Source organism: Micrococcus sp. KBS0714, assembly GCF_002008305.4.
Classification (GTDB): Bacteria; Actinomycetota; Actinomycetes; order Actinomycetales; family Micrococcaceae; genus Micrococcus; species Micrococcus luteus.
Window position 1 is genome coordinate 1,452,090 of the sequence record NZ_CP042169.1, and the last position, 25,727, is coordinate 1,477,816.

The following is a 25,727-nucleotide window of genomic DNA, read 5'->3' on the forward strand; positions in this document are numbered from 1 at the left end:
GCACTGACCATCCCGGGCCCGTGCGTCGGGCCCACCTCGCAACCCCGGGTGGGCGCCCCCGGCGCCCACCCCTCATGAGGAGCATCGGAACCATGTCTGAAACCGTGAACCTGCCCGCCCTGGGCGAATCCGTCACCGAGGGCACCGTGACCCGCTGGCTCAAGGCCGTCGGCGACGAGGTCGCCGTCGACGAGCCCCTGGTGGAGGTCTCCACCGACAAGGTCGACACCGAGATCCCGTCCCCCGTGGCCGGCGTGCTCGAGGAGATCCTGGTCGAGGAGGACGACACGGTCGAGGTCGGCGCCCCGCTGGCCACGATCGGCGACGGCTCCGGCGGCGGCTCCGCCGACGCGTCGGAGGACGACGCCGCGGCCGAGGAGCCCGCCGTCGAGGAGGCGCAGCAGGACGACGCCCAGCAGGAGCCCGCAGGCGAGCCGGCTCCGGAGGAGCGCGCCTCCACCGACCAGGGCTCGGACGGGGCCCCGTCGGCCGGCGGCGAGGCCTCCGAGGTCACCCTGCCCGCGCTGGGCGAGTCCGTGACCGAGGGCACCGTGACCCGCTGGCTGAAGTCCGTCGGCGACGAGGTCGAGGTCGACGAGCCGCTGCTCGAGGTCTCCACCGACAAGGTCGACACCGAGATCCCCTCCCCCGTGGCGGGCACCCTCCTGGAGATCCGTGCGGAGGAGGACGACACCGTCGAGGTGGGCGCCGTCCTCGCACTCGTCGGCTCCGGCTCCGCCGGCGGCGGCTCCGCCCCGTCGGAGGGCTCCTCCGGTCAGGACGAGGCGTCCGCCGAGGAGATCGAGGACAAGGCGACCGAGGCCGAGGCCCCCGAGGAGACCGAGGAGGCCGCCGAGGCCGCCGGCGCCGAGAAGTCGGAGAAGACGCCGGAGGCGTCTCCGTCCGAGGAGGCCTCCCGGCGCGAGTCCGCTGAGCGCGACTCCGCGCAGGCCGAGTCCGCCGAGGCGCCCTCCGCCACCGAGCCCGGCCAGGGCTACGTGACCCCGCTGGTGCGCCGCCTGGCCCACCAGAACAACGTGGACCTGTCCACGGTTCGCGGCACGGGCGTCGGCGGCCGCATCCGCAAGCAGGACGTGCTCGCCGCCGCGCTGGCCTCGCAGGCCGCCGCGGGCGGGTCCGAGGCTCCGGCCGAGCAGGCCTCCGAGGCTGCCGCCCCGTCGTCCGCCCCGGCCGCTGCGTCCGCCCCGGCCGCGAGCTCCTCCGTGGACCCCTCGGTCCGCGGCGAGGTGGAGAAGGCGCCGCGCATCCGCCAGGTCATCGCCCAGCGCATGCGCGAGTCCCTCGACCTGTCCGCCCAGCTGACCCAGGTGCACGAGGTGGACGTCACCCGCATCGTGCAGCTGCGCAAGAAGGCCAAGGCCTCCTTCCAGCAGCAGGCCGGCGTGAACCTGACGTACCTGCCGTTCATCACCAAGGCGGTCGCCGAGGCCCTCAAGCAGCACCCCAAGCTGAACGCGTCGTTCTCCGAGGACAACAAGGAGATCACGTACCACGCGTCCGAGGACATCGCGATCGCCGTGGACACGGAGAAGGGGCTGCTGGTGCCCGTCATCAAGGACGCCGGCTCCCTGAACCTGACGGGCCTCGCCCAGAAGATCGCCGACGTGGCCGAGCGCACCCGCACGAACAAGATCTCGCCGGACGAGCTCTCGGGCGGCACGTTCTCGATCACGAACATCGGCTCCGTGGGCGCGCTGTTCGACACGCCGATCATCAACCAGCCGCAGGTCGCGATCCTGGGCATCGGTGCGATCGTCAAGCGCCCCATGGTGGTGACCGACGCGGACGGCAACGACTCGATCGCCATCCGCCACATGATGTACCTGTCCCTGACCTACGACCACCGCCTGGTGGACGGGGCCGACGCGGGCCGCTTCCTGAGGACGCTGCGTCAGCGTCTCGAGGGCGGCGAGTTCGCCAACGAGCTGGGTCTCTGACGGAAAGGGAGAAGGACTGTGGATATCCTGCACAGCATCCTGGTGGCCGTGCACATCGTGTCCGCCGCAGCGATCGTGGGCGGTTGGTTCGCGCACTTCCGCAACCCGACCGTCACCACCTCGCAGTGGTGGGGCTCCGTGGGCATGATCGTCTCCGGCGTGGTGCTTTTCGGCCTCGCCATGAGCGGGGAGCCGAACCACATGAAGCTGGGCGTCAAGTTCCTGATCGGCGTCATCGTCTTCGTGGCCGCCCTGATCGGCCGCCGCAAGTCCAACCGCGGGGAGGTCGTGCCCACGGGCCTGGCCCACGCGGTGGGCGGTCTGGGCCTGGTGAACATCCTGGTCGCCGTCCTCTGGCAGTGATCAGCCCAGGCGGCTGACGCCGCACCACGCCGCGGGCCCCGGGGAGCTTCTCCCCGGGGCCCGCGGCGTCCCCCCGTCTGGACCGCCGGCCTCCGGCGCTGGATCCGGGCCCGGGGTCAGCGCGGATCGACGGTCTCGACCCGCCACGTCCGACCCGCCGCGCCGCCGTCCCGCCCCTCGGGGCCCTCTCCGTGGCCGCTGCGCAGGACCAGCACGACCTCCTCGGCCGTCGCCTCCCGATGCGCCGCCACGCGTCCCGCGCGGTCCAGCACGGTGTGGGCCGACGTCCGGAGCACGGCGTCGACACGCAGCGCGTCGTCCCCGGCCCGCCGGGCGGGTCCGGCCTGCTCCACCGTCACCTCGAGGCCGGAGAAGGCGAACCCCTCGTCCGTCAGCCGGCGCAGCAGATCCCGGTCGTTCTCCCACGCCGGTCCCCCGGGCACGGCGTAGGCGTCCAGTCGCGCAGGCTCCGGGTCGATGAGCGCGGCAGTCCGGGCGTGGCCGACCGCGGCCAGCGCCTCGCCCACGTCGACGGCGTCCTCCCCGGCGGCGTCTTCGCCGGGGGCACCCGCGTCCGGCACCCTCGCCGGCGTCCCGCTCTCCGGCGTCCCGTCCGCCGGGCGCGCCGCGTCCACCGAGGTGCCGGCCGGCACCGCGCCCGCCGGCTCCGGCGCCCCCTCCGTCGCGTCGCCCAGGGACGCCGGCCACCACAGCCCGGCGGTGCCGCCGCCGACGGCCAGCGCGGTGGCCAGCCCGGCGGCCACGAGGACGCCCCGGCGTGGCGCCGCCCCCCGTCGGCGCGCGAGCGCGCGCCGTCTCGGAGCCGCGCGTCGTCCCCGGCGTCGCCGCGTGGGCCCGGAGCCCGGCAGCACCGTGGGCAGCAGGTGCGCCACCTCGGCGGGGGCGGCCTCTCCCAGCGGGACCGGCTCGGGCCGGGCCGTCGCGTATACGGCTGCGGCGGCCTCCTCCGCGCTCGGCCGCGCCGCCGGGTCCGGGGAGAGCGCCGCATCGAGCAGCAGCGCGAGCTCGGGGGACGCTTCGGGGACCAGGACGGGCAGCGGCGCCCGATGCCCGGCGGCGCCCGGCGCCCGACCGGTGAGCGCGTACCAGCCCAGGGCGGCCCACGCATGGACGTCACTCGGCGCCCCCACCGCCGGAGACGCCCCCGGTTCCGCCCCGGCCCCCTCCACCGCGGCGAGCGCCTCGGGGGCCGCGAAGCCCGGCGTCGCCCCGGCCCCCGACGCCCCGCCGACCACCCGGGCGACGCCGAGGTCGGCGAGGGCCGGGCTGCCGTCGACGCCGAACAGGACGTTCGCCGGGGACACGTCGCCGTGCACCACCCCCTCGCGGTGCAGGCACGCGAGAGCCTGGGCGATCGGGACGAGCACGGTGACGGCCTGCCCCGGGCTCAGGGGTCCGACCCGCTGCACCATGTCCTGCAGCGTGCCGGCCGCGCGGTGCTCGGTGAGGACCCCGAGGCCCCGGTCCGTCTCCACCACGCCGAGCACGCGCAGCAGATGGGGATGCGCGACCCGTCCGGCCTGCGCCTCCGCCGCCAGCGCATCCGGCGCCGCGCCGGCACGGGGCACCTTCAGGGCGGCCCGGACGCCCCGACCGTCCTCGACGAGCCAGACCTCCGCCTGGGCGCCCGCGCCGAGCAGCCGGACGGGTTCCCAGCCCGGGGCGCGCGGCGCAGCCGTGCCCGGCTCCGACGACCTCTCCGGTTCGGTCTCCGGCCCGCCGCCGACGCGTCCGGCCGCGCCGCCGTCCGCCTCGTCCCAGTCCCGCATCGGTCTCCCCTCTCCGCCGCGCCGTCCGTTCCATCCCAGGGTGCCGCATGTCCCCGGGCGTCACGGCGGTTGTCCACAGGTCCGGGCCCGAGGACTACAGTGGACGTCATGCCCGAGACCCTTCTGCCGCCCCTGCGCTTGCTCGGCCTGGCGCCCGACCTGGTGGACTACCACGCCGCCTGGGACGCCCAACGCGCCCTGCACGCGGACGTCGTCGCCGGCCGCTCCGACGGCGAGTTCCTCCTCCTGGAGCACGAGGCCGTCTACACGGCCGGTCGCCGCACCGAGGACGCCGAGCGCCCCACGGACGGCGCCCCCGTCGTGGACGTGGACCGCGGCGGCAAGATCACGTGGCACGGCCCGGGCCAGCTGGTCGGCTACCCCGTGGTCCGACTGCGCGACCGTGCCCACGTCAAGGACTACGTCTGGTTCCTCGAGGAGCTGCTGATCCGCACCGCCGCCGAGTTCGGCGTCACGGCCGTCCGCGTGGACGGGCGGGCGGGCATCTGGGTCCTCGCGGACCGGGACGACGACGGCACGGCCCGCCCGGACCGCAAGGTCGGCGCCATCGGCCTGTCCATCCACGACGGCGTCTCCATGCACGGCTTCGCGCTGAACTGCTCCAACTCCCTGGCCCCCTACGAGGGCATCATCGCGTGCGGCATCACGGACGCCGCCACCACCACCCTGTCGGTCGAGACGGGCCGGACCATCACCCCGGCCGACGTCGTGCCGGTGCTCACCCGTCATCTGGACGAGCTCGGGCCTGCGTACATCGCCGTCACCCCCACGGAAGGAATCCCCGCATGAGCCTCGCCCCCGAAGGACGCCGCCTGCTGCGCGTGGAGGCGCGCAACGCCGAGGTGCCCGTCGAGCGCAAGCCCGAGTGGATCAAGGCCAAGGTCCACATGGGCCCCGAGTACATCGGCCTGAAGAACAAGGTCAAGTCCGCCGGCCTGCACACCGTGTGCGAGGAGGCCGGCTGCCCCAACATCTTCGAGTGCTGGGAGGACCGCGAGGCCACGTTCCTCATCGGCGGGGACATCTGCACCCGCCGGTGTGACTTCTGCGACATCACCTCCGGCAAGCCGCGCCCCCTGGACATGGAGGAGCCGCAGAAGGTCGCCGAGAACATCCGCGAGATGGACCTGCGGTACGCCACCGTCACGGGCGTGGCCCGTGACGACCAGAAGGACGGCGCGGCGTGGCTCTACGCGGAGACCATCCGCCGCATCCACGCGCTCAACCCGGGGACCGGCGTCGAGATCCTGCCGCCGGACTTCGGCGCGGTGCCGGAGCTCGTCCAGCAGGTGTTCGACGCGCGGCCCGAGGTGTTCGCGCACAACCTGGAGACGGTGCCGCGCATCTTCAAGCGCATCCGCCCGGCCTTCACGTACGAGAAGTCCCTCCGGGTGCTCACGATGGCCAAGGCCGACGGGCTCGTGACCAAGTCCAACCTCATCCTCGGCATGGGCGAGGAGGACCACGAGATCGACCAGGCCCTGGTGGACCTGCACGAGGCCGGCTGCGACATCATCACCATCACGCAGTACGTGCGGCCCTCGAAGCTGCATCACCCCATCGACCGCTGGGTGAAGCCGCAGGAGTTCGTCCAGTGGTCCCAGCGCGCCGAGGAGATCGGTTTCCAGGGCGTCATGGCGGGCCCGCTGGTGCGCTCGTCGTACCGCGCGGGCAAGCTCTATGCGCAGGCCATGCAGCGCCTCGGCCGGACCCTGCCGGAGAACCTGGCGCACCTGGCCGGGGAGAAGACCGCCCGCCAGGAGGCCTCCGCCGTCGTCGCCCAGATGTCCTGAGCCGCCCGACTAGACTGGACCCCGTCATGACGAAGAACAGCCAGCCCCCCGCGTCCTCCTCCGGCTCCACCTCCGCCACGCTCAAGGAGGTCAAGGCCATGCAGCGCGAGCGTCGCCTCCGCGAGAAGGAGCAGGCGAAGGCCCAGCGCCGGGACAAGCGCGCCACGAAGGGCCCGGGCGTGATCTCCCAGCTCAAGCAGGCCTACGCCATGACCAAGGCGCACGACCCCAAGGTCGGACTGTGGATGCTGCTGGCCTTCCTGGGCGCCCTGGTCGTCGGCCTCGTCATCGGCCTCCTGCTGGACAACTGGATCACGTGGCTGCTCATCGCGATCCCGTTCGGTGTGCTCGCCGCCGTCGTCATCCTGAACCGGAAGGCGCGCCGCGCCGGGTTCGCCCAGCTCGAGGGCCGCCCCGGCGCCGCCGGCGCCGCGCTCTCCACGCTGGGCCGCGGCTGGATCGTGTCCGAGCAGCCGGCCGCCGTGAACCCGAAGACCCAGGACCTCGTCTACCGCGCCGTGGGCCGGCCGGGCGTCGTGCTGGTGACGGAGGGCCCCTCCCCCCGCGTCGCCGCGCTGGTGGTCAAGGAGGAGAAGGCCATGCGCCGCTTCCTGCCCGGCGTGCCCGTCACCGTGGTGGAGTCCGGCAACGGCCAGGGCCAGGTCCCGCTGCACGAGCTGCCCGGCACGCTCAAGGGCATGAAGAAGGCCCTCACGGCGCAGGAGGTCCAGGCCGTGGACAAGCGTCTGACCGCGCTCAACACCAACCGGCTGCCCATCCCCAAGGGCGTCGACCCGAACAAGGTGCGCCCGAGCCGGCGCGCCATGCGCGGCCGCTGAGCGCCGACGCACCCGCGCGAAAGGGGGGCGCCCCGCCGAGGATTCGGCGGGGCGCCCCCCTTTCGTCGTGTCCGGCCTCGCGTCGAGTCGGATCCGGCGTCGTCCGGCGCGGGCCGGTGCGCTCACATGCGGATCTCGACGGTGCCGGCGACCTTGTCGTGCATGCCGCGGCCGTCCGGGCCGACGACGACGGCCGGCAGCACGAGGCACAGCAGCGCCGTGCGCACCACCACGCGGTGCACGGGGGCGGTCCGGCCGCCGAGGCGCACCACCTGGGTGCGGCACACGGCCTTGCCCACGGTGGTGGCCAGCAGGGTGATGCCCAGGATGTGCATGGTGGCGAAGACCATCAGGGTGGCGATCGCGTCGGAGTCGAAGAGCAGCCAGGACACGCCCAGGGCCAGGAACCAGTCGATCACGAGGGCGACGGCGCGGCGGGCCGCAGTGGCCATCGAGGTCGGGCCGTGCTCGGGCAGGCCCAGCAGGTCCCCCGGCCAGCGGCCGCCGGCCAGGCCGCCGCCCGGACCGTCCACCCAGCCGGCGAGGTCGCGCCGGGTGATCAGCGGCTCGTCGCGGCGGGTCGGTTCGGGCTCTTGCGCGGGGTCGGGTGCTCTGCGTGCCACCGGCCCAGCCTACCGGCGCGGAACCGCGAGGCTCGCCGTGGGGCGTCACCGACGCCCACGGAGGCCGCCGGGCAAGTAGGGTGATGACACCCGCCACGCCAGCGCCGCCGTGCCGGACATGCCACCATCGTCACGACCACAGGAGCGCACCATGTTCACCTCCCCCGCGGACGTCCTCGCGTACATCAAGGATGAGGGGATCGAGTTCGTCGACGTCCGCTTCACCGACCTCCCCGGCATGCAGCACCACTTCAACGTGCCCGCCTCGAGCGTCGACGAGGACTTCTTCGTCACGGGCCAGCTCTTCGACGGCTCCTCGATCCGGGGCTTCGCCGGCATCGCCGAGTCCGACATGCAGCTCATCCCGGACGTCGCGACGGCCTTCGTGGACCCCTTCCGGGTCCGCAAGACCCTCACGATGAACTTCTCCATCGTGAACCCCCGCACCGGCGAGCCCTACCTGCGCGACCCGCGCGGCGTGGCCCAGCGCGCGGAGGCCTACCTGAGCTCCTCCGGCATCGCCGACACGGCGTTCTTCGCCCCCGAGGCCGAGTTCTTCATCTTCGAGGACGTCCGCTACGAGTCCTCCCCCCGCGGCTCGTTCTACGCCGTGGACTCGGACGAGGCCTGGTGGAACGCCTCCCGCGAGGACGAGGGCGGCAACCTGAGCCACAAGACCGGCCTCAAGGGCGGCTACTTCCCCGTCTCCCCCACGGACAAGCAGGCCGACCTGCGCGACGAGATCTGCTCGGTCCTGGCCGAGGTCGGCCTCGAGGTAGAGCGCTCCCACCACGAGGTGGGCGCCGCGGGCCAGGCGGAGATCAACTACCGCTTCAACACGCTGACCCACTCGGCGGACGACCTGCAGAAGTTCAAGTACGTCGTCAAGAACGTCGCCAACATGTTCGGCAAGTCCGCGACCTTCATGCCCAAGCCCGTCTTCGGCGACAACGGCTCCGGCATGCACTGCCACCAGTCCCTGTGGAACGGCGGCGAGCCGCTGTTCTTCGACGAGAAGGGCTACGCGAACCTCTCGGACACCGCCCGCTGGTACATCGGCGGCCTGCTGAAGCACGCCTCCGCGGTCCTGGCCTTCACCAACCCCACGGTGAACTCCTACCGCCGCCTGGTGCCGGGCTTCGAGGCCCCCGTGAACATGGTTTACTCGCAGGGCAACCGCTCGGCGGGCATCCGCATCCCGATCACCGGCTCCAACCCGAAGGCCAAGCGCATCGAGTTCCGCGCCCCGGACGCCTCGGGCAACCCGTACCTCGCGTTCGCCGCGCAGCTGATGGCCGGCCTGGACGGCATCCGCAACCGCATCGAGCCGGCCGAGCCGATCGACAAGGACCTCTACGAGCTGCCGGCCGAGGAGGCCGCCGACATCCAGAAGGCACCCGCCACCCTGGACGAGGCCCTGAACGCCCTCGAGGAGGACCACGAGTTCCTCCTGGCCGGCGACGTGTTCACCGAGGAGCTGATCGAGACCTGGATCGCGTACAAGCGCGAGATGGAGATCGCCCCGCTGGCCCTGCGCCCGAACCCCTACGAGTTCGAGCTGTACTACTCGGTCTGATCCGCCCGCCGCGGCCCCGACGACGGCCGTTCGTCTCCCACGCCGGAGGCGGGCGGCCGTCGTCGTGCCCGGCCGCGGAATAGTCCGGGGCCGGTGGGCGCTGGATCTGTGGAGACCTCCGCCCGGCCGGGCGGCCCGCAGACCAGGAGCACCATGACCGAGCACACCGCCCCCACCCCCCTGCCGCTGTCCCTGCTGGACCTCGCCCTCGTCCGCGACGGCGCCCCGATGGGCGAAGCCTTCGCCGAATCCGTGGAGCAGGCCCGCGTCGCCGAGGCCGCCGGCTTCCGGCGCGTCTGGTACGCGGAGCACCACAACATGCCCTCCATCGCCTCCTCCGCCACGGCCGTACTCATCGCGCACGTGGCCGCGCACACCGACTCGATCCGCCTCGGCTCCGGCGGCGTCATGCTGCCCAACCACTCGCCGCTGGTGATCGCCGAGCAGTTCGGCACCCTGGCCGAGCTGCACCCCGGCCGCATCGACCTGGGCCTGGGTCGCGCCCCCGGCACCGACCAGCGGACGCTGCAGGCGCTGCGCCGGGATCCGTCGGCGGCCGAGCGCTTCCCGCAGGACGTGCTCGAGCTGCAGGGCTACCTCACCGGCCAGAGCCTGATCCCCGGCATCGACGCCTACCCCGGCAAGGGCACCAACGTGCCGCTGTACATCCTCGGCTCCTCGGCGTTCGGCGCCCAGCTGGCCGCGCAGCTCGGCCTGGGCTACGCGTTCGCGAGCCACTTCGCACCGCAGATGCTCGAGCATGCGGCGCGCCTGTACCGGGAGCACTTCGAGCCCTCCGAGGCCCTCGCGGAGCCGCACTTCATCGCGGCGGCCAACGTGATCGCCGCGGACACCGAGGAGGTGGCCGAGCGGGAGTGGCAGGCCGCGCAGCGGGCGCGCATCCGGATGATGCTCGGCCGGGGCCGCACCCTCACCGACGACGAGGTCGAGATGCTGCTGCACTCCCCCGCCGGTCAGCAGGTGCTCGGGATGCTCGAGTGCACGGCCGTGGGCACCGGCCCGACGACGGCGGCGTGGCTGCACGACTTCGCGGCGCGGGTCCAGGCGGACGAGCTGATCATCACGACGGCGGCCCAGGACGCCGGCGTGCGGCGACGCACCCTGGAGCTGCTCGGGGAGCACGTCGTGCGCGCCTGAGCCGGCGCTCGCGACACCGGAGCACGGCCGGCCCGCCACCCCGTCGAGGTGGCGGGCCGGCGTCGTTCAGAGCCCGTAGAACCGGGTCTCGAACACCTGACGGGCCAGGCGGGTCACCCGCAGGTAGCGCTCCTCGAGCTCCCCGCCGGCCGTGCCCACCCCGCTGAGGCGGGCCACGGCCTCGAGGTCGCGCATGTTCGTGGGCAGCACGTCCGAGACCTTGCCCGTCCACAGCAGCAGGGCGGCGCGGATCCGGGTGGCCAGCAGCCACGCCTCCTCCAGCACGGCGACCTCGGCCTCGGGCAGCAGCCCGTGCCGGGCGATCGCCCGCAGGGCCGGCAGCGTGCCGGTGACCCGCAGGTCCTCGACCTCTCCCGCGTGGCGCAGCTGCAGGGACTGCACCAGCCACTCCACGTCCGAGAGCCCGCCGCGGCCGAGCTTGACGTGCCGGGAGGGGTCCGCGCCGCGGGGCAGGCGCTCGGCCTCCACACGGGCCTTGATGCGCCGGATCTCCCGCGCGTCCGCGGTGGTCAGGTCCCCGGCGTAGCGGACGCCGTCGGCCCAGCGGCGGAAGTCGGTGGCGAGGTCGTCGTCGCCGGCCAGGGGGCGGGCGCGCAGCAGCGCCTGACGCTCCCACACCTCGGCCCAGCGGCCGTAGTACTCCCGGTACGAGTCCAGGGTGCGCACCAGGGGCCCCTGGCGTCCCTCGGGGCGCAGGTCGGCGTCCACCTCGAGCGGCCGCTCGCCGGGCAGCGGCGGGGTCGCGGGGCGGTGCAGCAGGGACATCAGCGTCCGCACGACCTCCTCGGCCTGCTCGCGCGCCCGCCCCTCGTCGACGCCGGGGCGTGGCCGATGCACGAACAGGGCGTCCAGGTCCGAGCCGTAGGTGATCTCCCGGCCGCCCTGGCGGCCCATGGCCACCACGAGCACGTCGGTGAGCGGGTCGGCGTCCCCGACGACGGCGCGCGAGGCCACGCGCAGGGCGCCGACCACCGTCACCTGGTCGATGTCCGACAGGGCCCCGGTGACGGCCTCGAGGTCCAGCAGCCCCGAGATGTCCGCCAGGGCCACGCGCAGGGTCTCGCTGCGGCGCACCTGCCGCACGTGGCGGACGGCGGCCGGGGCCTCCTGCGCGGCCACGCGGCGGTCGAGCCGCGCGTCGACCTGGCGCCAGAGCTGGATGGCGCCCCGGGGGTCGAGCTCCCGGTCGTCCCCCACCCAGGCCACGGCCTCGGGCGAGTGCTCGAGCAGGTCCCCCACGAACCGGGAGCCGGACAGGACCAGGCACAGCCGCCGGGCGGCGTCCGAGGAGTCGCGGAGCATCCGCAGATACCAGGCCGTGCCGCCGAGCGACTCGGAGAGCCGGCGGAAGGCGAGCAGGCCGCCGTCGGGGTCGGCGCCCCGCGCGAACCACCCGAGCATGGCCGGCAGCAGCTGCCGCTGGACCGCGGCCCGGCGCGAGACGCCCTGCGTGAGGGCCTCGATGTGCCGCAGGGCGCCCTGCGGGTCGCGGTAGCCCAGCGCCGCCAGGCGGTCGCGGACGGCCTCCGCGGACAGCCGCACGTCCTCGGCGGACAGGGCGGCCGTCGTCGACAGCAGCGGCCGGTAGAACACGGTCTCGTGGAGACCGCGCACGGCGCGGCGCACGCGCGTGAACTCGGCCTGGAGGTCCTCGCCGGTGGCGGGGCCCCGGTCGGCGGCGCCGCGCATCGACCGGGCGACGACGCGGCGGGCCTCCTCCTTGACCGGCATCAGGTGGGTGCGCCGCAGGTGCACGAGCTGGATGCGGTGCTCGAGGGTGCGCAGCCACCGGTAGTGCTCGTCGAACGCCCGCGCGTCTCGCGTGGTGATGTAGGAGGCGGCGTGCAGCGCCCGCACCGCGTCGAGCGTGCCGCGCACCCGCAGCGACTCGTCCGCACGGCCGTGCACGAGCTGGAGCAGCTGGGCCGTGAACTCGACGTCGCGCAGACCGCCGGGCCCGAGCTTGATCTCCCGCTCGCGCTCCGCGGGGGCGAGGGTGTCCAGGACCCGGGCGCGCATGGCCCGGACGGACTCGACGAACCCGTCGCGCGAGGAGGACTCCCACACCCGGGGCCAGATCTCCGCGATGTAGCGCTCGCCGAGCTGGGGCGAGCCCGCGATCGGGCGGGCCTTGAGCAGGGCCTGGAACTCCCAGCCGTGGGCCCAGCGGCGGTAGTACTCGGCGTGGGACTCCACGGTGCGGCTCAGGGCGCCGTCCTTGCCCTCGGGACGCAGGTTGGCGTCCACTTCCCACAGTCCCGGCTCGGGGGCCGCGCCCTGGATCACGCGGCCGATGCCCGCGGCCAGCTCGGCCGCGAGCGCGGCGGCGCGCGGCCCGTCCGGGACCTCGGCGTCGGGGTCCGCGCCGTCCGCGGCCTCGCGGACGGCGTGGGCGAACACGACGTCCACGTCTGAGACGTAGTTGAGTTCGCCGGCGCCGCACTTGCCCATGCCGATCACGGCGAGGTCCACGCGGTCCACCACGGGGCCCTCCCGCTCGGTGAGGACGGCCCGCGAGACGGCGAGCGCCGCGTCCACGGTGGCGCCGGCCAGGTCCGCGAGCCAGCGGCCCACCGAGGGCATGGCCGCCGTGGGCTCGGCGGAGTCGAGGTCGCGCAGGGCGATCGCGGCCAGCTGGCGACGGTAGGCACGGCGCAGGGCGACGGCGGCGTCCTTGCCGGTGACGGCGGCGACGGGGCGGTCGGTGTCCGGGTCAGCGCCCACCGAGTCCAGGAGCAGGCGGCGCAGGGTGGCGGACGCATCACCCCAGGGCTCACCGTCGGCGGGGTCGGGCTGGGCGAGGGCGGGCGCGGTGGCGGCGGCCGCGTCCGGGTCGAGGACGAGGTCCAGGTGCTCGGGACGGCGGATGAGGAACTCGCCGAGGGCCTCGGAGGCGCCGAGCAGCCGCAGCAGGCGGGCCGTCGTCTCGGGGTCCCGGAGGGCGTGGTGGACGCGGGGCTCACGCTCGGCCAGGCGCACCCACAGCAGCAGGGCCCGGTCGGGATCGGCGGCGTGGCCGAGGAGCTCGACGAGGGGACGCACGTCCACGCCCTCGAACTCGGGCGAGGTGAGCAGCGTCTGCACGCGGCCAGCGTCGGCGACGCCGGCGTGCGCGAGGGTGCGGCGGTCCGGGACGGCGGGCAGCGCACCGGTGGTGGACAGGGAGGACACGGGCACCCGTCTCAGAGGCCGGAGAGGTAGCGGCGGAGCTCGTACGGGGTGACCTCCACGCGGTAGTCGTCCCATTCCTGCCGCTTGTTGCGCAGGAGTGCGTCGAAGACGTGCTCGCCCAGCACGGACGCCACGAACTCGGACTCCTCAGCGGTGCGCAGGGCGTCGTGCAGGGTGCCGGGCAGGGGGACATGGCCGAGCACGCGCCGCTCGTGGGTGGTCAACGCGCTGATGTCCTCGGCGGCGGCCTCGGGCACCTCGTAGCCCTCCTCGATGCCCTTGAGCCCGGCCGCGATCAGCAGGGCGTAGGCGAGGTACGGGTTGGCCGAGGCGTCGATACCGCGGTACTCGATGCGGGCCGAGCCGGCCTTGTCCGGCTTGTACAGGGGAACGCGCACGAGGGCGGAACGGTTGTTGTGCCCCCACGAGGTGTACGACGGGGCCTCTCCCCCGCCCCAGAGACGCTTGTAGGAGTTGACGAACTGGTGGGTCACCGCGGTGATCTCCACGGAGTGGCGCAGCAGGCCCGCGATGAACCGGCGGCCCGTGACGGAGAGCCGGAACTCGTCCGCAGGGTCGTAGAACGCGTTCGCGTCGCCCTCGAAGAGGGAGAAGTGAGTGTGCATGCCGGAGCCCGGGTGGTGGGAGAACGGCTTGGGCATGAACGTGGCGTACGTGCCCTGGGCGGCGGCGACCTCCTTGACGACGGTCCGGAACGTCATCACGTTGTCCGCCGTCGTGAGCGCGTCCGCCGCGCGCAGGTCGATCTCGTTCTGGCCGGGGCCGTTCTCGTGGTGGCTGAACTCGACGGAGATGCCCATGCCCTCGAGGAGGCTGACGGCGTCGCGGCGGAAGTCGGCCGCGTCGGAGCCGGGCACGTTGTCGAAGTAGCCCGCGCGGTCCACGGGCACCGGCTCCCCGTCCGGGCCGGGCTGGTCCGACTGCAGGAGGTAGAACTCGATCTCCGGGTGGGTGAAGCACGTGAAGCCCCGGTCCGCGGCCCGGTCCAGCACGCGGCGCAGCACGTGCCGCGGGTCGGCGGGGGCGGGCCGGCCGTCCGGGGTGAGCACGTCGCAGAACATCCGGGAGCTCTGTCCCTGGTCGCCGCGCCAGGGCAGGATCTGGAAGGTCGAGGGATCGGGCTGCAGCAGCATGTCCGACTCCGAGATGCGGGTGTATCCGTCGATCGAGGAGCCGTCGAAGCCCAGGCCCTCCGTGAAGGCGTTCTCCACCTCGGCCGGAGACAGGGCCACCGACTTCAGCGTACCGATCACGTCCGTGAACCAGAGCCTGACGAACCTGACGTCCCGGTCCTCGATGGTGCGGAGCACGTAGTCCTGCTGTCGATCCATGCCGCCACTCTAGATGTTGTGGGTCATGAGGTTCTTGCCACGAGGCGCCGGCTGAGATGAGACGAGTGGGCCCCGCCCCGCAGGATGGAAGTTCCTACACCACCCACCTGCCCGAGAAGACCCACTCATGACTCACGCTAACGCACCCCTGACCCCGACCGGCCGGCTGCGCATGGTCCAACGCCACCTGCACGACGGGATCCCGCAGGCGCACGTGGCAGCCGAGTTCCGCGTCAGCCGGCCCACGGTGGCCACCTGGGTCGCCCGCTACCGCGCCCAGGGAGAAGCCGGCCTTCAGGACCTGCCCAGCCGGCCGCACCGTTCACCTGCCCAGCTCGATCCGGTCCTGGTCGCCCAGATCCACGCCCTGCGGCGGGAGCGCAAGTGGTCCGCACGGCGCATCCATCACCACCTCGCCTCCGAAGGCCACCAGCTGTGCCTGCGCACCGTGGGGAGGTGGCTGCACCGACTCGGGATCTCCCGCCTACGGGACCTGACCCCGGCCGGAGAAGACCTGCGCCAACGACCCCAGAAGATCACCGCCCGCGGCCCGGGGCACATGGTGCACCTGGACGTGAAGAAGATCGGGAAGATCCCTGACGGGGGCGGCTGGCGTGCTCACGGACGTGAAAGTGAAGCAGGCCGTGCTTCCAAGCGTGGTGCAGGCCGGCGGGTCGGGTACACCTATCTGCACTCGGCGATCGACGGGTTCACCCGCCTGGCGTACACCGAGGCGTTGGAGGACGAGCGGGCGGCCACGACCGTGAGCTTCTACTGCCGGGCGAGGGCGTTCTTCGCCGCCCACGGCATCACCGTGGACCGGGTGATCACGGACAACGGCAACAACTACCGGGCCGTGGACTTCACCCGGAAGGTGGTCTCGCTCGGGGGCCGGCATCACCGGATCCGCCCCTACACCCCGCGTCACAACGGGAAGGTCGAACGCTACAACCGGCTGATGGTGGACGAGGTCCTCTACGCCCGCCCGTACTCCTCAGAGCGGGCTCGGCGTGAGGCCCTTCAGGTGTGGGTGAATCACTACAACTACCATCGGCCGCATACCTCCTGCGGAGACGCTCCTCCGGCCTCACTGGCACCGACCCGAGTCAACAACGTCATGCCCTCCTACATCTAGACGCGCCGCGTAGACTCCGGCCCATGTCTGCTCCCCAGTCCCCCCGGCAGCCTGACGACACCGCCCCCTACGGGCCGCCCGCCCCGTCCCGGTACCGGACGGTCCACCTGCAGCGGGCCAAGGACGAGGGCCGGCGCTTCGCGATGCTCACCACCTACGACGCGATGACGGCGGCCCTGTTCGACGAGGCCGGCGTCGAGGTGCTGCTCGTGGGCGACTCGGTGGGCAACACCGTGCTGGGCCATCCCACCACCCTGCCGGTCACCCTGGACCAGATGATCCTGTTCACCCAGGCCGTGGTGCGCGGTGCCGAGCGTGCCCTCGTGGTCGCGGACCTGCCCTTCGGCTCGTACGAGGCCTCCCCGCGGCAGGCCGTCGAGTCGGCCGTGCGCCTCGTGAAGGAGTCCGGCGCGCACGCCGTCAAGGTGGAGGGCGACGAGCGCTTCGCCGAGCACGTGGCCGCGATGACGGCAGCCGGCGTCGCGGTCATGGCCCACATCGGCTTCACCCCGCAGTCCGAGCACGTGCTCGGCGGCTACCGGGTGCAGGGCCGCGGCGCGGGGGCGGTCGAGCGGATGACGGCGTCGGCCCGGGCCCTCGAGGCCGCGGGGGCGTTCGCCGTCCTGATGGAGATGGTCCCCTCGGACGTCGCCGCCGCCGTCGACGCCGCGCTGCGGGTGCCCACCGTGGGCATCGGCGCGGGCCCGGGCACCACGGGCCAGGTGCTCGTGTGGCAGGACATGCTCGGCCTGCGCGAGGGACGGGTGCCCCGGTTCGTCCGTCAGTACGCCCGCCTGCACGAGGTCGTGGGCGACGCGGTCCGGGCCTATCGCGCGGACGTGCTCGACGGCGCGTTCCCGGCCCCGGAGCACGGCTTCCAGGGCTGAACCCGCCCCGTGAGACGACCGGGCCCCCGTCCGAGGGACGGGGGCCCGGTGTCGTCCGGCGCCGCGGTCAGGAGGCGTCGTCGACGGGACGGCTGTCCCAGTCGTCGTCGCGCTCGTCCCAGGCGTCGGCGGTCTCGTTGTTCGCCCGCACGCGGTCCATCGCGGCCTGGGCCTCCTCACGGGTGCCGAACGGGCCCAGCAGCTGGGACCAGTCCGACTGGGCGCCCACCTCCACCTGATGCGTGTTGACGTTGTACCAGAACTCGCTCGTCTCGGTCATGGGGGCCACAGTAGCCGGGCCGATAGGCTGGAGGACATGTCCCAGCGTCAGAACCCCGTCGCCCCGTCCAGCCACAACGGTCCCCGCCCTGCGGGCCCCACCGCGCCGGAGCCCGGGTCGTTCGCCCCCGTCGGCACGCTGACGCCCGGGGCCCCGTCCCCCGCCCCGCCCGTGCCGGCCGCGATCCCGCGCCCCGAGTACGTCGGCAAGGCCACCCCGGACGAGGGCAAGGCCTCGGACGTCTACGACGCCGCCGGCGTCGAGCGGATCCGCGCCGCCGGCCGCCTGGCCGCGCAGGCCATGGAGCACACCGCCGCCCACATCCGCCCGGGCGTCACCACGGACGAGCTGGACCGGATCGCGCACGCCTTCCTCGTGGAGCGCGGCGCCTACCCGTCCTGCCTGGGCTACCGCGGCTTCCCGCGGTCCATCTGCACCTCGATCAACGAGGTCATCTGCCACGGCATCCCGGACGGCACCGTCCTGGAGGACGGGGACATCGTCAACCTGGACATCACCGCGTACCTGGACGGTGTCCACGGGGACCACAACCGCACCTACCTGGTCGGCGACGTGGACGAGGAGTCCCGGCTGCTCGTCGAGCGCACCGAGGAGGCCCTGCGCCGCGGCATCCGCGCCGTGAAGCCCGGCCGTCAGGTCAACGTGATCGGCCGCGCCATCGAGTCCTACGCCAAGCGCTTCGGCTACGGCGTGGTGCGCGACTTCATCGGCCACGGCGTGGGCGTGGACTTCCACTCCGGCCTCGTGATCCCCCACTACGACGCGGCCCCGGCCCACGACCGCCTGCTCGTGCCCGGCATGGTGTTCACCATCGAGCCGATGCTCACCCTCGGCACGATCGAGTGGGACCAGTGGGACGACGGCTGGACCGTGGTGACCCGCGATCGCCGTCGCACCGCGCAGTTCGAGCACACGATCGTGGTCACGGACGACGGCGCGGAGATTCTCACGCTGCCGTGACTCGGCACTAAGCTGGGGGCCGTGACGACGCACACCAGCACCGCCCAGCGCTCCTCCAAATACCCCACGACGATCGGCATCGACGTCGGGGGGACCGGCATGAAGGGCGGCCTGGTCCGCCTCGGGTCGGGGCCGAAGGCGGGCACCCTGCGCGGGGACCGCTTCCGCATCCCCACGCCGCAGACGGCCATGCCCGAGCCCGTGGCGGCGACCCTGGCGGCCATCACCGCCGAGCTCGACGGGCGCGAGAAGGCGCCGAAGCCCTCCGCCCCGCTGGGCGTGTGCTTCCCCTCGATCGTCAAGGACGGGGTGTGCCTGTCCGCGAACAACATCGACCACTCGTGGATCGGCACGGACCTGCGCGGCACGTTCGAGGAGCACCTGCGCCGCCCCGTGACCGTGGTCAACGACGCCGACGCGGCCGGCCTCGCGGAGGCCCGCTACGGGGCCGGGCGGGGCGTGCGCGGCCTGGTGCACGTGATCACCCTCGGCACCGGCATCGGCGGCGCGATGATCCACGACGGCATGCTCGTCCCGAACTTCGAGGTCGGCTCCCTGGAGCTCGACGGCGTGATGGCCGAGTCACGGGCCTCTGCGAAGGCCCGGGAGCGCGATCAGCTCAGCTGGGCCGAGTACGCCGAGCGACTGCAGCGCTTCTTCTCCCACGTGGAGCGGATCTTCTCGCCCGACCTGTTCATCGTCGGCGGCGGCATCTCCAAGCGGCCGGACGACTACCTGCCGCTGCTGCGCCTGCGCACCCCGATCGTCCCGGCCCAGCTGCAGAACAACGCGGGCATCGTGGGCGCCGCCCTGGCCGCGCACGGCTCGCTCGCCGACGGCAACTGAGGGCGCAGACACCGAGGGCGGTTCCGGCTTCCCCTCCGGAACCGCCCTCGGCAGTCTTGCCGGGCCGACCGAGGTCGACCCGGGGATCACTGTAGCGCCTGGAGGCCGTGCGCACCACTGCAGCGTCGATCCCGGCCGCGCCGTCGCATCGGCCCGGGTCAGCGGGTGAACAGCCGCGGCTGCACGGCGGGACGGCCGCGGTCGTCCCCGTCACCGGCCCGGAGCTCCGCGATGGCCTCCTCGAAGTCGTCGAGGGACTCGAAGTCCCGGTAGACGGAGGCGAAGCGCAGGAAGGCCACCTGGTCGAGACGGCGCAGCGGATCGAGGATGGCCAGGCCGACGTCGTGGGCGTCCACCTCGGCGTTGCCCGTGGCACGGACCGTCTCCTCGACCTCCTGGGCGAGCATGGCCAGGTCGTCGCTCGTCACCGGCCGCCCCTGGCACGCCTTCCGGACGCCGTTGATCACCTTGGAGCGGTCGAACGGCTCCGCCACCCCGGAGCGCTTGACGACGGTCAGGGCGGTGGTCTCCATGGTGGTGAACCGCTTGCCGCAGGCCTGACACTGCCGACGCCGACGGATGGCGGAGCCGTCGTCGAGGGAGCGTGAATCCACCACGCGCGAGTCCTCATGACGGCAGAACGGGCAGTGCATCAGCTCTCTCCTCCTGGGCGGGGCACTCCCATGCTACGTCCGCTCAGCCGAGGCAGGCCGGACCCAGCAGGATCTTGAGGTCCCCGAACAGCGCCGGGTTCGGGCTCACCCGGAACTGCGGGCCCAGCTGGAACTCCTGCGTGGCACGCTGGCCCACCAGGGACAGCCGCACCTCCGAGGAGCCCTCGTGGGTGCGCAGCACGTCCGCCAGCTGGCCCATGACCTGCTCCGTGGCCTTGAACGCGGGCAGCGTGATCCGCACGGGGCCGCCGGGGCCATCCGAGAGCTCCGGGATGGTCAGCTCCATCGCGGACAGGGACACCGACCCGTCGTCACGACGCTGCACCCTGCCCTTGACGGCGACGACGAGGTCCTCGGCCAGCATCATCGCGATGGGCGCGTACACCTGGCCGAAGAACATGACGTCCATCGAGCCGCCGAGGTCCTCGATCTCGCAGCGCGCGTACGCGTTGCCCGAGGACTTGGCGATGCGGCGCTCGAGCGTGGTGATCAGGCCCGCGATGGTGACGATCGCGCCGTCGGCGGGCCCGTCGTCGTCGAGGACGCGGGTGATCTGGACGTCGGCGTGCTGGGCCAGGACGCCGTCGAGGCCCTGCAGCGGATGGTCGGACACGTACAGGCCCAGCATCTCGCGCTCGAACGCGAGCTTCTCCTTCTTGGCCCACTCCGGCAGGTCCGGGACGGCGACGCCGTCCGCGGCGTCGGAGTCGTCCTCGTCGCCGCCGCCGAGCGCGAACAGGTCGAAGGTGAACTCGCCGTGGTCCTCCTTGCGCTTCTGCGCCACGGTGGCGTCCACGGCCTCCTCGTGCACGGCCAGCAGGGCGCGGCGGGCGTAGCCGAGGGAGTCGAAGGCGCCGGCCTTGATCATGGACTCGATGGTGCGCTTGTTGCACACCACGAGCGGCACCTTCGCCAGGAAGTCGCCGAAGCCCGTGTACGAGCCCTTCTCCTCGCGCCCCTGGACCATGCCCTTGACCACGTTGGCGCCCACGTTGCGGACGGCGCCCATGCCGAAGCGGATGTCCCGGCCGACGGGGGTGAAGGTCAGGTGGGACTCGTTCACGTCCGGGGGCAGCACGGTGATGCCCATGTGGCGGCACTCGTTGAGGTACATGGCCAGCTTGTCCTTGTCGTCGCCCACCGAGGTGAGCAGCGCGGCCATGTACTCCGCCGGGTAGTGCGCCTTGAGGTAGGCCGTCCAGTAGGAGACCAGGCCGTAGGCGGCCGAGTGCGCCTTGTTGAACGCGTAGTCCGAGAAGGGCAGCAGGATGTCCCACAGGGCCTTCACCGCGGCCTCCGAGTAGCCGCGGTCCAGCATCCCCTGGTGGAACGCCTCGTACTGCTTGTCCAGCTCCGACTTCTTCTTCTTGCCCATCGCACGGCGCAGGATGTCGGCCTGGCCGAGCGAGTAGCCCGCCACCTTCTGGGCGATCGCCATGACCTGCTCCTGATACACGATCAGGCCGTAGGTGGTGTCCAGGATCTCCCGCAGCGGCTCCTCCAGCTCCGGGTGGATCGGGGTGATCTCCTGCTGCCCGTTCTTGCGCAGCGCGTAGTTGGTGTGCGAGTTCGCGCCCATGGGGCCGGGGCGGTACAGGGCGATGGTCGCCGAGATGTCCTCGAAGTTGTCCGGGCGCATCATCTTCAGCAGCGAGCGCATGGGCCCGCCGTCGAGCTGGAACACGCCGAGGGTGTCACCGCGGGCCAGCAGCTCGTAGGCCGCCGGGTCGTCCACGTCGAGGGTCTCCAGGTCCAGGTCCACGCCCTGGTTCGCCTTCACGTTCTCGAGCGCGTCCGAGATGATCGTGAGGTTGCGCAGCCCCAGGAAGTCCATCTTGATCAGGCCCAGGGACTCCGCCATCGGGTAGTCGAACTGCGTGATGACCTGGCCGTCCTGCAGGCGGCGCATGATCGGGATGACGTCGATCACCGGCACCGAGGACATGATCACGCCGGCCGCGTGCACGCCCCACTGCCGCTTCAGGCCCTCGAGGCCCTTGGCGGTCTCGAAGACCTCCTTCGCCACCGGGTCCGTGGCGATCAGCTCGCGGAAGGGCGCGGCCTCCCCGTAGCGCGGGGCCGCGGGGTCCTCGATGTCCTTGAGCGGGATGTCCTTGGCCATCACCGCCGGCGGCAGCGCCTTGGTGAGGGACTCGCCCATCGAGAAGGGCTGGTCCATCACGCGGGCCGAGTCCTTCAGGGCCTGCTTGGTCTTGATGGTGCCGTACGTGACGATCATGGTGACGCGCTCGTCGCCGTACTTGCGGGTGACGTAGTCGATCACCTCGGAGCGACGGCGGTCGTCGAAGTCGACGTCGAAGTCGGGCATGGACACGCGGTCCGGGTTGAGGAACCGCTCGAAGATCAGCCCGTGCTTGAGCGGGTCCAGGTCCGTGATGCGCAGCGCGTACGCCACCATCGATCCGGCGCCCGAGCCGCGGCCCGGGCCCACCCGGATGCCGTTCTCCTTGGCCCAGTTGATGAAGTCGGCCACGACGAGGAAGTACCCGGGGAAGCCCATCGAGATGATGACGTCCAGCTCGTAGTCCGCCTGCTTGCGCACGTGGTCCGGCACGCCGTCCGGGTAGCGGTAGGCCAGACCGGAGGCGACCTCCTTGATGAGCCAGCTGGTCTCGTCCTCGCCCTCCGGCGTGGGGAAGACCGGCATGTAGTTGGCCTTCGTGTCGAACTCGACCTCGCACCGCTCGGCGATGAGCAGCGTGTTGTCGCAGGCCTCGGGCAGCTCCGCGAAGAGCTCGCGCATCTGCCGCGGGGACTTCAGGTAGTACTCGGTGCCGGAGAACGCGAAGCGGGAGCCGCCCTGGTCGTAGCTGGGCTCGTTGAGCTTCGAGCCCGACTGCAGGGCCAGCAGCGCCTCGTGCGCCTTGGCGTCGTGCTCGTGGGTGTAGTGCAGGTCGTTCGTGGCCACGAACGGCAGGCCCAGGTCCTTGGCGAGCCGGCGCAGGTCCGTCATCACCCGGCGCTCGATGTCGAGGCCGTGGTGCATGATCTCGCAGTAGTAGTTGTCCTTGCCGAAGATGTCCCGGAAGTCCGAGGCCGCCTGCATCGCCTCCCGGTACTGGCCCAGGCGCAGGCGCGTCTGCACCTCGCCGGAGGGGCAGCCCGTGGTGGCGATCAGGCCCTTCGAGTACTGGCTCAGCAGCTCCCGGTCCAGCCGCGGCCACTTGGCGTACACCGAGTCCAGCGAGGCGATCGAGCCCATCCGGAACAGGTTGTGCATCCCCTCGGTGGTCTCGCTCAGCAGCGTCATGTGCGTGTACGCACCGCCGCCGGACACGTCGTCCCCCCGCTGGTGGGGCTCGCCCCAGCGGGTCTTCTCCTTGTCCGTGCGGTGCTGCTGCCCGGGGGCCACGTAGGCCTCGAGCCCGATGATCGGCTTGACGCCCGCCGCCTTCGCCTTGGACCAGAAGTCGTAGGCGCCGAAGAGGTAGCCGTGGTCCGTGATGGCCAGCGAGTCCATGCCCAGCCGCTGGGCCTCGGCGAACAGGTCGTCCAGCTTCGCGGCGCCGTCGAGCATGGAGTACTCGGTGTGCGTGTGCAGGTGGACGAAGCCGCCGTCCTTCACGGCGTCGGGGCGGGCGTCGGCGGACACGGTCATGCGGGGTGGGCCTTTCGACGGGGAGGACGGCGGGGCCGCACCAGCCTACTCGTGGTGCCCGGGCGGCGGGGCCGGACCGGGACGGGGGTCACGTCGACGGTGCCGGCTCAGTCCTCGTCGCCGCGCAGCGCCGCCAGGGCGTGGGCGAGGTCGTCCGGATACGGGGAGGTGATCGTCACCGGCTCCCCCGTGACCGGGTGCGGGAACGCCAGGCGGTGGGCGTGCAGCCACTGGCGGGTCAGCCCGAGCTCGGCCGCCAGGCGCGGATCCGCCCCGTACGTGAGGTCGCCGACGCACGGGTGGCGCAGCGCCGAGGTGTGCACGCGGATCTGGTGGGTGCGCCCGGTCTCCAGGTGGACCTCGAGCAGGGTGGCCCGGCCGAACACCTCGAGCGTCTCGTAGTGGGTCACGGACGGCCGGCCGTCCTCGAGCACCGCGAACTTCCAGTGGTGGCCGGGATGCCGCCCGATGGGCGCGTCCACGGTGCCGCTCAGCGGGTCCGGGATGCCCTGGACCACGGCGTGGTAGACCTTCTCCGGCACGCGCTCGCGGAACTGGTCCTTCATGGCCGTGTAGGCGCGCTCGGTCTTGGCCACGACCATGACCCCGGTGGTGCCGACGTCGAGCCGGTGCACGATCCCCTGGCGCTCAGGGGCGCCCGAGGTGGTGATGTCGTAGCCGAGGGCGGCCAGGGCGCCCACCACGGTGGGCCCGACCCAGCCCGGCGAGGGGTGCGCGGCCACGCCGGTGGGCTTGTCCACGGCCACCAGGTCCTCGTCCTCGTACAGGATGCTCAGCGCGTCCACGCGCTCTGCCCTCACTTCCAGGGGGTCGGGGTCGTCGGGGACGTCGACGGCGAGGGTCTCCCCCGCCACGGCCTTCGCGGACTTGGCCAGGACGCGGTCCCGGCGGCCGGAGCGCGACTCGGCCCGCACCAGGCCCCGGGAGAACCAGTCCGCCAGCAGCGAGCGGGAGACGCCGAACGCGTCGGCGAGCACCGCGTCGACCCTCCGGCCCGCCTCGGCCTCGGTGACCTCGAGCCGCTCGGTCAGTCCCGGTCTCATGCCCATGTCCTCACGCCTCCCGTGTGCCGTCCAGGCGGCGGCCGGTCATCACGAGCAGGGCGACGCCGATGACGGAGCAGACGATGAACGAGTCCGCCACGTTGAAGATCGCGAAGTGCGGCACGGAGATCATGTCGACCACGTGGCCGCGCCCGAACGCCGGGGGCCGGAACAGCCGGTCCGTGAGGTTGCCGAGCACACCGCCGGCGAGCCCGCCCAGCGCCAGGGCCCACGGCGTCGAGCGCACGCGGGCGATCCCGACGAGGGCGGCGACCGCCACCACGGCTTGGATGATGGTGAACACCCAGGTGTGGTCCTCGCCGATGGAGAAGGCCGCGCCCGGGTTCAGGATGTAGTGCCAGCGCAGCACCCCGGGGATCACCGCGACGGAGTCCCCCAGCTGCATCGTGCTCTCGACCGCGTACTTGGTCAGCTGGTCGAGGGCGTAGGCCAGCACCGCCACGATGAGGGCGGTGAGCACGGCTCGCCGGCCCGCGCGAGGGGATCGCGGGGCCGGCGCGGCGTCGACGGCTCGGCTCACGCCGTGGGCGTGGGGGGCTCGACGCGCTTCTGGGCGCGGATCTCGCGCAGCTGGCCCTCGATGTAGGAGGTGAGGCGGCTGCGGTAGTCGGTCTCGAAGCTGCGCAGCTGTTCGACCTCGCCCTCCAGGCCGGCCTTCTCCTCGGCCAGGGCTTCGAGGGTGCGGGCCTTCTGCTCCTCGGCGTCGCTGACGAGCCGGGCCGCGGTGGCCTCGGCCTCGGCGACGAGCTCGGTGCTGCGCTGCTCGCCCGCGGCGACGTGCTCGTCGTGCAGCCGCTGGGCCATGGCCAGGACGCCGGCGGCGGAGGTCGCGGCCGCGTCGGCGGACTCGGGGGCGGCGGCCGGGGCCGACTCCTCGGCGGAGGCCGGGGTCGCGGCGGCCTCCGGGGTGTCCGCAGCGGGGCCGGCGGCCGGGGCGGCGCCGCCGGCGCGCAGCTCCGCGTTCTCGGACTCGAGCTGCTCGTTGAGGGCGATCAGGCGCTTGAACTCCGCCACGATCTCGTCGAGGAAGTCATCCACCTCGGTCTGGTCGTAGCCCTCGCGGAACTTCGTGGGCTGGAACTGCTTGTTGACCACGTCTTCCCAGGACAGCGCCATGGAACCGTCTCGCTCTCTGCTCGGTGCTCGGGGACGGCCGGGCGGCCCGGCGCGTCGGCGGTCGGCGCGCCGGTGAGGGGCGGCGCCGATCCTGCCGCGAAGACTACCACCGGGGCCGACAGCCGCCCCGGGCCGCGGGTCAGGCCACGCCGGCCAGGCTCAGCACCAGGACCCGCAGCAGGACGACGCCGAGGAACACGATGAGGAAGGCCACGTCCAGGCCGATGCCGCCCAGGTTCACCGGCGGCACGGCACGACGCACGGGGCGCAGCAACGGATCGGTGGCCCCGTACACGCCGCTGGCCAGCATGAGGGCCGCCCCGGTGGGGCGCCAGTGGCGGACGAACGACTGCGTGACGTCCAGGACGATCCGCACGGTCAGCGCCGCGAGCACCACCGTCAGGGCGATGTAGGCGAGGGCGAGGAGCAGCTGCATGGG

General features: G+C 72.8%; 22 protein-coding genes. 11 read left to right on the top strand and 11 right to left on the bottom strand.

The window, feature by feature from the left end:
- Positions 1–92: 92 nt before the first annotated feature.
- Both sucB and B1A86_RS06625 read left to right on the top strand, forming a co-directional pair.
- Entirely contained in the window at positions 93–1,958 is a 1,866-nt protein-coding gene (gene sucB / locus B1A86_RS06620; protein ID WP_078025839.1) for a 2-oxoglutarate dehydrogenase, E2 component, dihydrolipoamide succinyltransferase, read from the top strand.
- Positions 1,959–1,976: 18 nt separating this feature from the next.
- Complete coding sequence (locus B1A86_RS06625) at positions 1,977–2,321, top strand: hypothetical protein (RefSeq protein WP_010078527.1); 345 nt, start codon at positions 1,977–1,979, stop codon at positions 2,319–2,321.
- A gap of 116 nt (positions 2,322–2,437) precedes the next feature.
- On the opposite strand, the gene B1A86_RS06630 is transcribed toward B1A86_RS06625, so the two are convergent.
- The gene (locus B1A86_RS06630) at positions 2,438–4,111 is read right to left on the bottom strand and encodes a serine/threonine-protein kinase (protein ID WP_049146952.1); all 1,674 of its coding nucleotides are present in this window, start codon (positions 4,109–4,111) and stop codon (positions 2,438–2,440) included.
- Between the two features lie 108 nt (positions 4,112–4,219).
- Here B1A86_RS06630 and lipB point away from each other — a divergent pair, with 108 nt between their 5' ends.
- Genes lipB through B1A86_RS06645 form a run of 3 tightly spaced genes read left to right on the top strand, consistent with a single transcriptional unit; the run spans position 4,220 to position 6,764 of the window.
- On the top strand, positions 4,220–4,921 hold the full coding sequence (gene lipB / locus B1A86_RS06635) for a lipoyl(octanoyl) transferase LipB (protein WP_049146957.1): 702 nt from the start codon (positions 4,220–4,222) through the stop codon (positions 4,919–4,921).
- Entirely contained in the window at positions 4,918–5,925 is a 1,008-nt protein-coding gene (lipA, locus tag B1A86_RS06640; protein ID WP_036383060.1) for a lipoyl synthase, read from the top strand. Before lipB ends, lipA begins: the two co-directional genes overlap by 4 nt.
- 26 nt (positions 5,926–5,951) lie before the next feature.
- Positions 5,952–6,764 carry a DUF4191 domain-containing protein gene (locus tag B1A86_RS06645; RefSeq protein ID WP_036314203.1) on the top strand — a complete coding sequence of 271 codons (813 nt, stop codon included), beginning with the start codon at positions 5,952–5,954 and terminating at the stop codon, positions 6,762–6,764.
- Between the two features lie 122 nt (positions 6,765–6,886).
- Here the strand turns inward: B1A86_RS06645 and B1A86_RS06650 are convergent, their stop codons facing one another.
- Positions 6,887–7,387 carry an RDD family protein gene (locus tag B1A86_RS06650; protein ID WP_049146950.1) on the bottom strand — a complete coding sequence of 167 codons (501 nt, stop codon included), beginning with the start codon at positions 7,385–7,387 and terminating at the stop codon, positions 6,887–6,889.
- Between the two features lie 151 nt (positions 7,388–7,538).
- On the opposite strand from B1A86_RS06650, the gene glnA (B1A86_RS06655) reads away from it, so the two are divergent.
- Positions 7,539–8,963: a type I glutamate--ammonia ligase gene (glnA, locus tag B1A86_RS06655; protein ID WP_036314201.1), complete on the top strand. Its 1,425-nt coding sequence runs from the start codon at positions 7,539–7,541 to the stop codon at positions 8,961–8,963.
- Positions 8,964–9,116: 153 nt separating this feature from the next.
- A complete protein-coding gene (locus B1A86_RS06660; RefSeq protein ID WP_036314199.1) occupies positions 9,117–10,121 on the top strand; it encodes an LLM class flavin-dependent oxidoreductase in 1,005 nt (334 codons plus the stop codon).
- Between the two features lie 66 nt (positions 10,122–10,187).
- Here B1A86_RS06660 and B1A86_RS06665 read toward each other — a convergent pair whose 3' ends face one another.
- Positions 10,188–13,313, bottom strand: a complete 3,126-nt coding sequence (locus B1A86_RS06665; protein ID WP_078025838.1) for a bifunctional [glutamine synthetase] adenylyltransferase/[glutamine synthetase]-adenylyl-L-tyrosine phosphorylase — start codon at positions 13,311–13,313, stop codon at positions 10,188–10,190.
- Positions 13,314–13,324: 11 nt separating this feature from the next.
- Positions 13,325–14,665 (bottom strand): type I glutamate--ammonia ligase, encoded by a 1,341-nt coding sequence (glnA, locus tag B1A86_RS06670; RefSeq protein ID WP_036314197.1) that lies wholly within the window; start codon positions 14,663–14,665, stop codon positions 13,325–13,327.
- 127 nt (positions 14,666–14,792) lie between these two features.
- Here glnA (B1A86_RS06670) and B1A86_RS06675 point away from each other — a divergent pair, with 127 nt between their 5' ends.
- Both B1A86_RS06675 and panB read left to right on the top strand, forming a co-directional pair.
- Positions 14,793–15,800 carry an IS481 family transposase gene (locus B1A86_RS06675; protein WP_138976803.1) on the top strand — a complete coding sequence of 336 codons (1,008 nt, stop codon included), beginning with the start codon at positions 14,793–14,795 and terminating at the stop codon, positions 15,798–15,800.
- A gap of 23 nt (positions 15,801–15,823) precedes the next feature.
- Positions 15,824–16,687, top strand: coding sequence for a 3-methyl-2-oxobutanoate hydroxymethyltransferase (gene panB, locus B1A86_RS06680; RefSeq protein WP_036314193.1), 864 nt, complete (start codon positions 15,824–15,826; stop codon positions 16,685–16,687).
- Between the two features lie 67 nt (positions 16,688–16,754).
- Here panB and B1A86_RS06685 read toward each other — a convergent pair whose 3' ends face one another.
- Positions 16,755–16,967 carry an SPOR domain-containing protein gene (locus B1A86_RS06685; RefSeq protein ID WP_036314191.1) on the bottom strand — a complete coding sequence of 71 codons (213 nt, stop codon included), beginning with the start codon at positions 16,965–16,967 and terminating at the stop codon, positions 16,755–16,757.
- A gap of 36 nt (positions 16,968–17,003) precedes the next feature.
- Here B1A86_RS06685 and map point away from each other — a divergent pair, with 36 nt between their 5' ends.
- Complete coding sequence (gene map, locus B1A86_RS06690; RefSeq protein ID WP_036314189.1) at positions 17,004–17,948, top strand: type I methionyl aminopeptidase; 945 nt, start codon at positions 17,004–17,006, stop codon at positions 17,946–17,948.
- Positions 17,949–17,969: 21 nt separating this feature from the next.
- On the top strand, positions 17,970–18,794 hold the full coding sequence (gene ppgK, locus B1A86_RS06695; protein WP_044659513.1) for a polyphosphate--glucose phosphotransferase: 825 nt from the start codon (positions 17,970–17,972) through the stop codon (positions 18,792–18,794).
- A 158-nt stretch (positions 18,795–18,952) separates the two neighbouring features.
- Here the strand turns inward: ppgK and nrdR are convergent, their stop codons facing one another.
- From nrdR to B1A86_RS06725, 6 genes are all read right to left on the bottom strand, one after another.
- A complete protein-coding gene (gene nrdR / locus B1A86_RS06700; RefSeq protein ID WP_002855838.1) occupies positions 18,953–19,447 on the bottom strand; it encodes a transcriptional regulator NrdR in 495 nt (164 codons plus the stop codon).
- Between the two features lie 43 nt (positions 19,448–19,490).
- A complete protein-coding gene (dnaE, locus tag B1A86_RS06705) occupies positions 19,491–23,087 on the bottom strand; it encodes a DNA polymerase III subunit alpha (protein ID WP_078025837.1) in 3,597 nt (1,198 codons plus the stop codon).
- Positions 23,088–23,194: 107 nt separating this feature from the next.
- Positions 23,195–24,157: an RluA family pseudouridine synthase gene (locus B1A86_RS06710; protein ID WP_078025836.1), complete on the bottom strand. Its 963-nt coding sequence runs from the start codon at positions 24,155–24,157 to the stop codon at positions 23,195–23,197.
- 4 nt (positions 24,158–24,161) lie between these two features.
- Positions 24,162–24,632 (bottom strand): signal peptidase II, encoded by a 471-nt coding sequence (gene lspA, locus B1A86_RS06715; protein ID WP_036314214.1) that lies wholly within the window; start codon positions 24,630–24,632, stop codon positions 24,162–24,164.
- 56 nt (positions 24,633–24,688) lie between these two features.
- Positions 24,689–25,288 carry a DivIVA domain-containing protein gene (locus B1A86_RS06720; protein WP_036314182.1) on the bottom strand — a complete coding sequence of 200 codons (600 nt, stop codon included), beginning with the start codon at positions 25,286–25,288 and terminating at the stop codon, positions 24,689–24,691.
- Positions 25,289–25,427: 139 nt separating this feature from the next.
- Positions 25,428–25,724, bottom strand: coding sequence for a YggT family protein (locus tag B1A86_RS06725; protein WP_036314180.1), 297 nt, complete (start codon positions 25,722–25,724; stop codon positions 25,428–25,430).
- Positions 25,725–25,727: the final 3 nt, after the last annotated feature.

What these genes read in the sequence shown, in the direction of transcription:
- B1A86_RS06630 (WP_049146952.1), bottom strand. Translation starts at nt 4,111, where the DNA reads ATGCGGGACTGGGACGAGGCGGACGGCGGCGCGGCCGGACGCGTCGGC.
- dnaE (WP_078025837.1), bottom strand. Translation starts at nt 23,087, where the DNA reads ATGACCGTGTCCGCCGACGCCCGCCCCGACGCCGTGAAGGACGGCGGC.
- sucB (WP_078025839.1), top strand. Translation starts at nt 93, where the DNA reads ATGTCTGAAACCGTGAACCTGCCCGCCCTGGGCGAATCCGTCACCGAG.
- B1A86_RS06710 (WP_078025836.1), bottom strand. Translation starts at nt 24,157, where the DNA reads ATGGGCATGAGACCGGGACTGACCGAGCGGCTCGAGGTCACCGAGGCC.
- B1A86_RS06725 (WP_036314180.1), bottom strand. Translation starts at nt 25,724, where the DNA reads ATGCAGCTGCTCCTCGCCCTCGCCTACATCGCCCTGACGGTGGTGCTC.
- nrdR (WP_002855838.1), bottom strand. Translation starts at nt 19,447, where the DNA reads ATGCACTGCCCGTTCTGCCGTCATGAGGACTCGCGCGTGGTGGATTCA.
- glnA (WP_036314197.1), bottom strand. Translation starts at nt 14,665, where the DNA reads ATGGATCGACAGCAGGACTACGTGCTCCGCACCATCGAGGACCGGGAC.
- panB (WP_036314193.1), top strand. Translation starts at nt 15,824, where the DNA reads ATGTCTGCTCCCCAGTCCCCCCGGCAGCCTGACGACACCGCCCCCTAC.
- B1A86_RS06720 (WP_036314182.1), bottom strand. Translation starts at nt 25,288, where the DNA reads ATGGCGCTGTCCTGGGAAGACGTGGTCAACAAGCAGTTCCAGCCCACG.
- lipB (WP_049146957.1), top strand. Translation starts at nt 4,220, where the DNA reads ATGCCCGAGACCCTTCTGCCGCCCCTGCGCTTGCTCGGCCTGGCGCCC.
- glnA (WP_036314201.1), top strand. Translation starts at nt 7,539, where the DNA reads ATGTTCACCTCCCCCGCGGACGTCCTCGCGTACATCAAGGATGAGGGG.
- map (WP_036314189.1), top strand. Translation starts at nt 17,004, where the DNA reads ATGTCCCAGCGTCAGAACCCCGTCGCCCCGTCCAGCCACAACGGTCCC.
- B1A86_RS06660 (WP_036314199.1), top strand. Translation starts at nt 9,117, where the DNA reads ATGACCGAGCACACCGCCCCCACCCCCCTGCCGCTGTCCCTGCTGGAC.
- B1A86_RS06645 (WP_036314203.1), top strand. Translation starts at nt 5,952, where the DNA reads ATGACGAAGAACAGCCAGCCCCCCGCGTCCTCCTCCGGCTCCACCTCC.
- B1A86_RS06675 (WP_138976803.1), top strand. Translation starts at nt 14,793, where the DNA reads ATGACTCACGCTAACGCACCCCTGACCCCGACCGGCCGGCTGCGCATG.
- lipA (WP_036383060.1), top strand. Translation starts at nt 4,918, where the DNA reads ATGAGCCTCGCCCCCGAAGGACGCCGCCTGCTGCGCGTGGAGGCGCGC.
- B1A86_RS06685 (WP_036314191.1), bottom strand. Translation starts at nt 16,967, where the DNA reads ATGACCGAGACGAGCGAGTTCTGGTACAACGTCAACACGCATCAGGTG.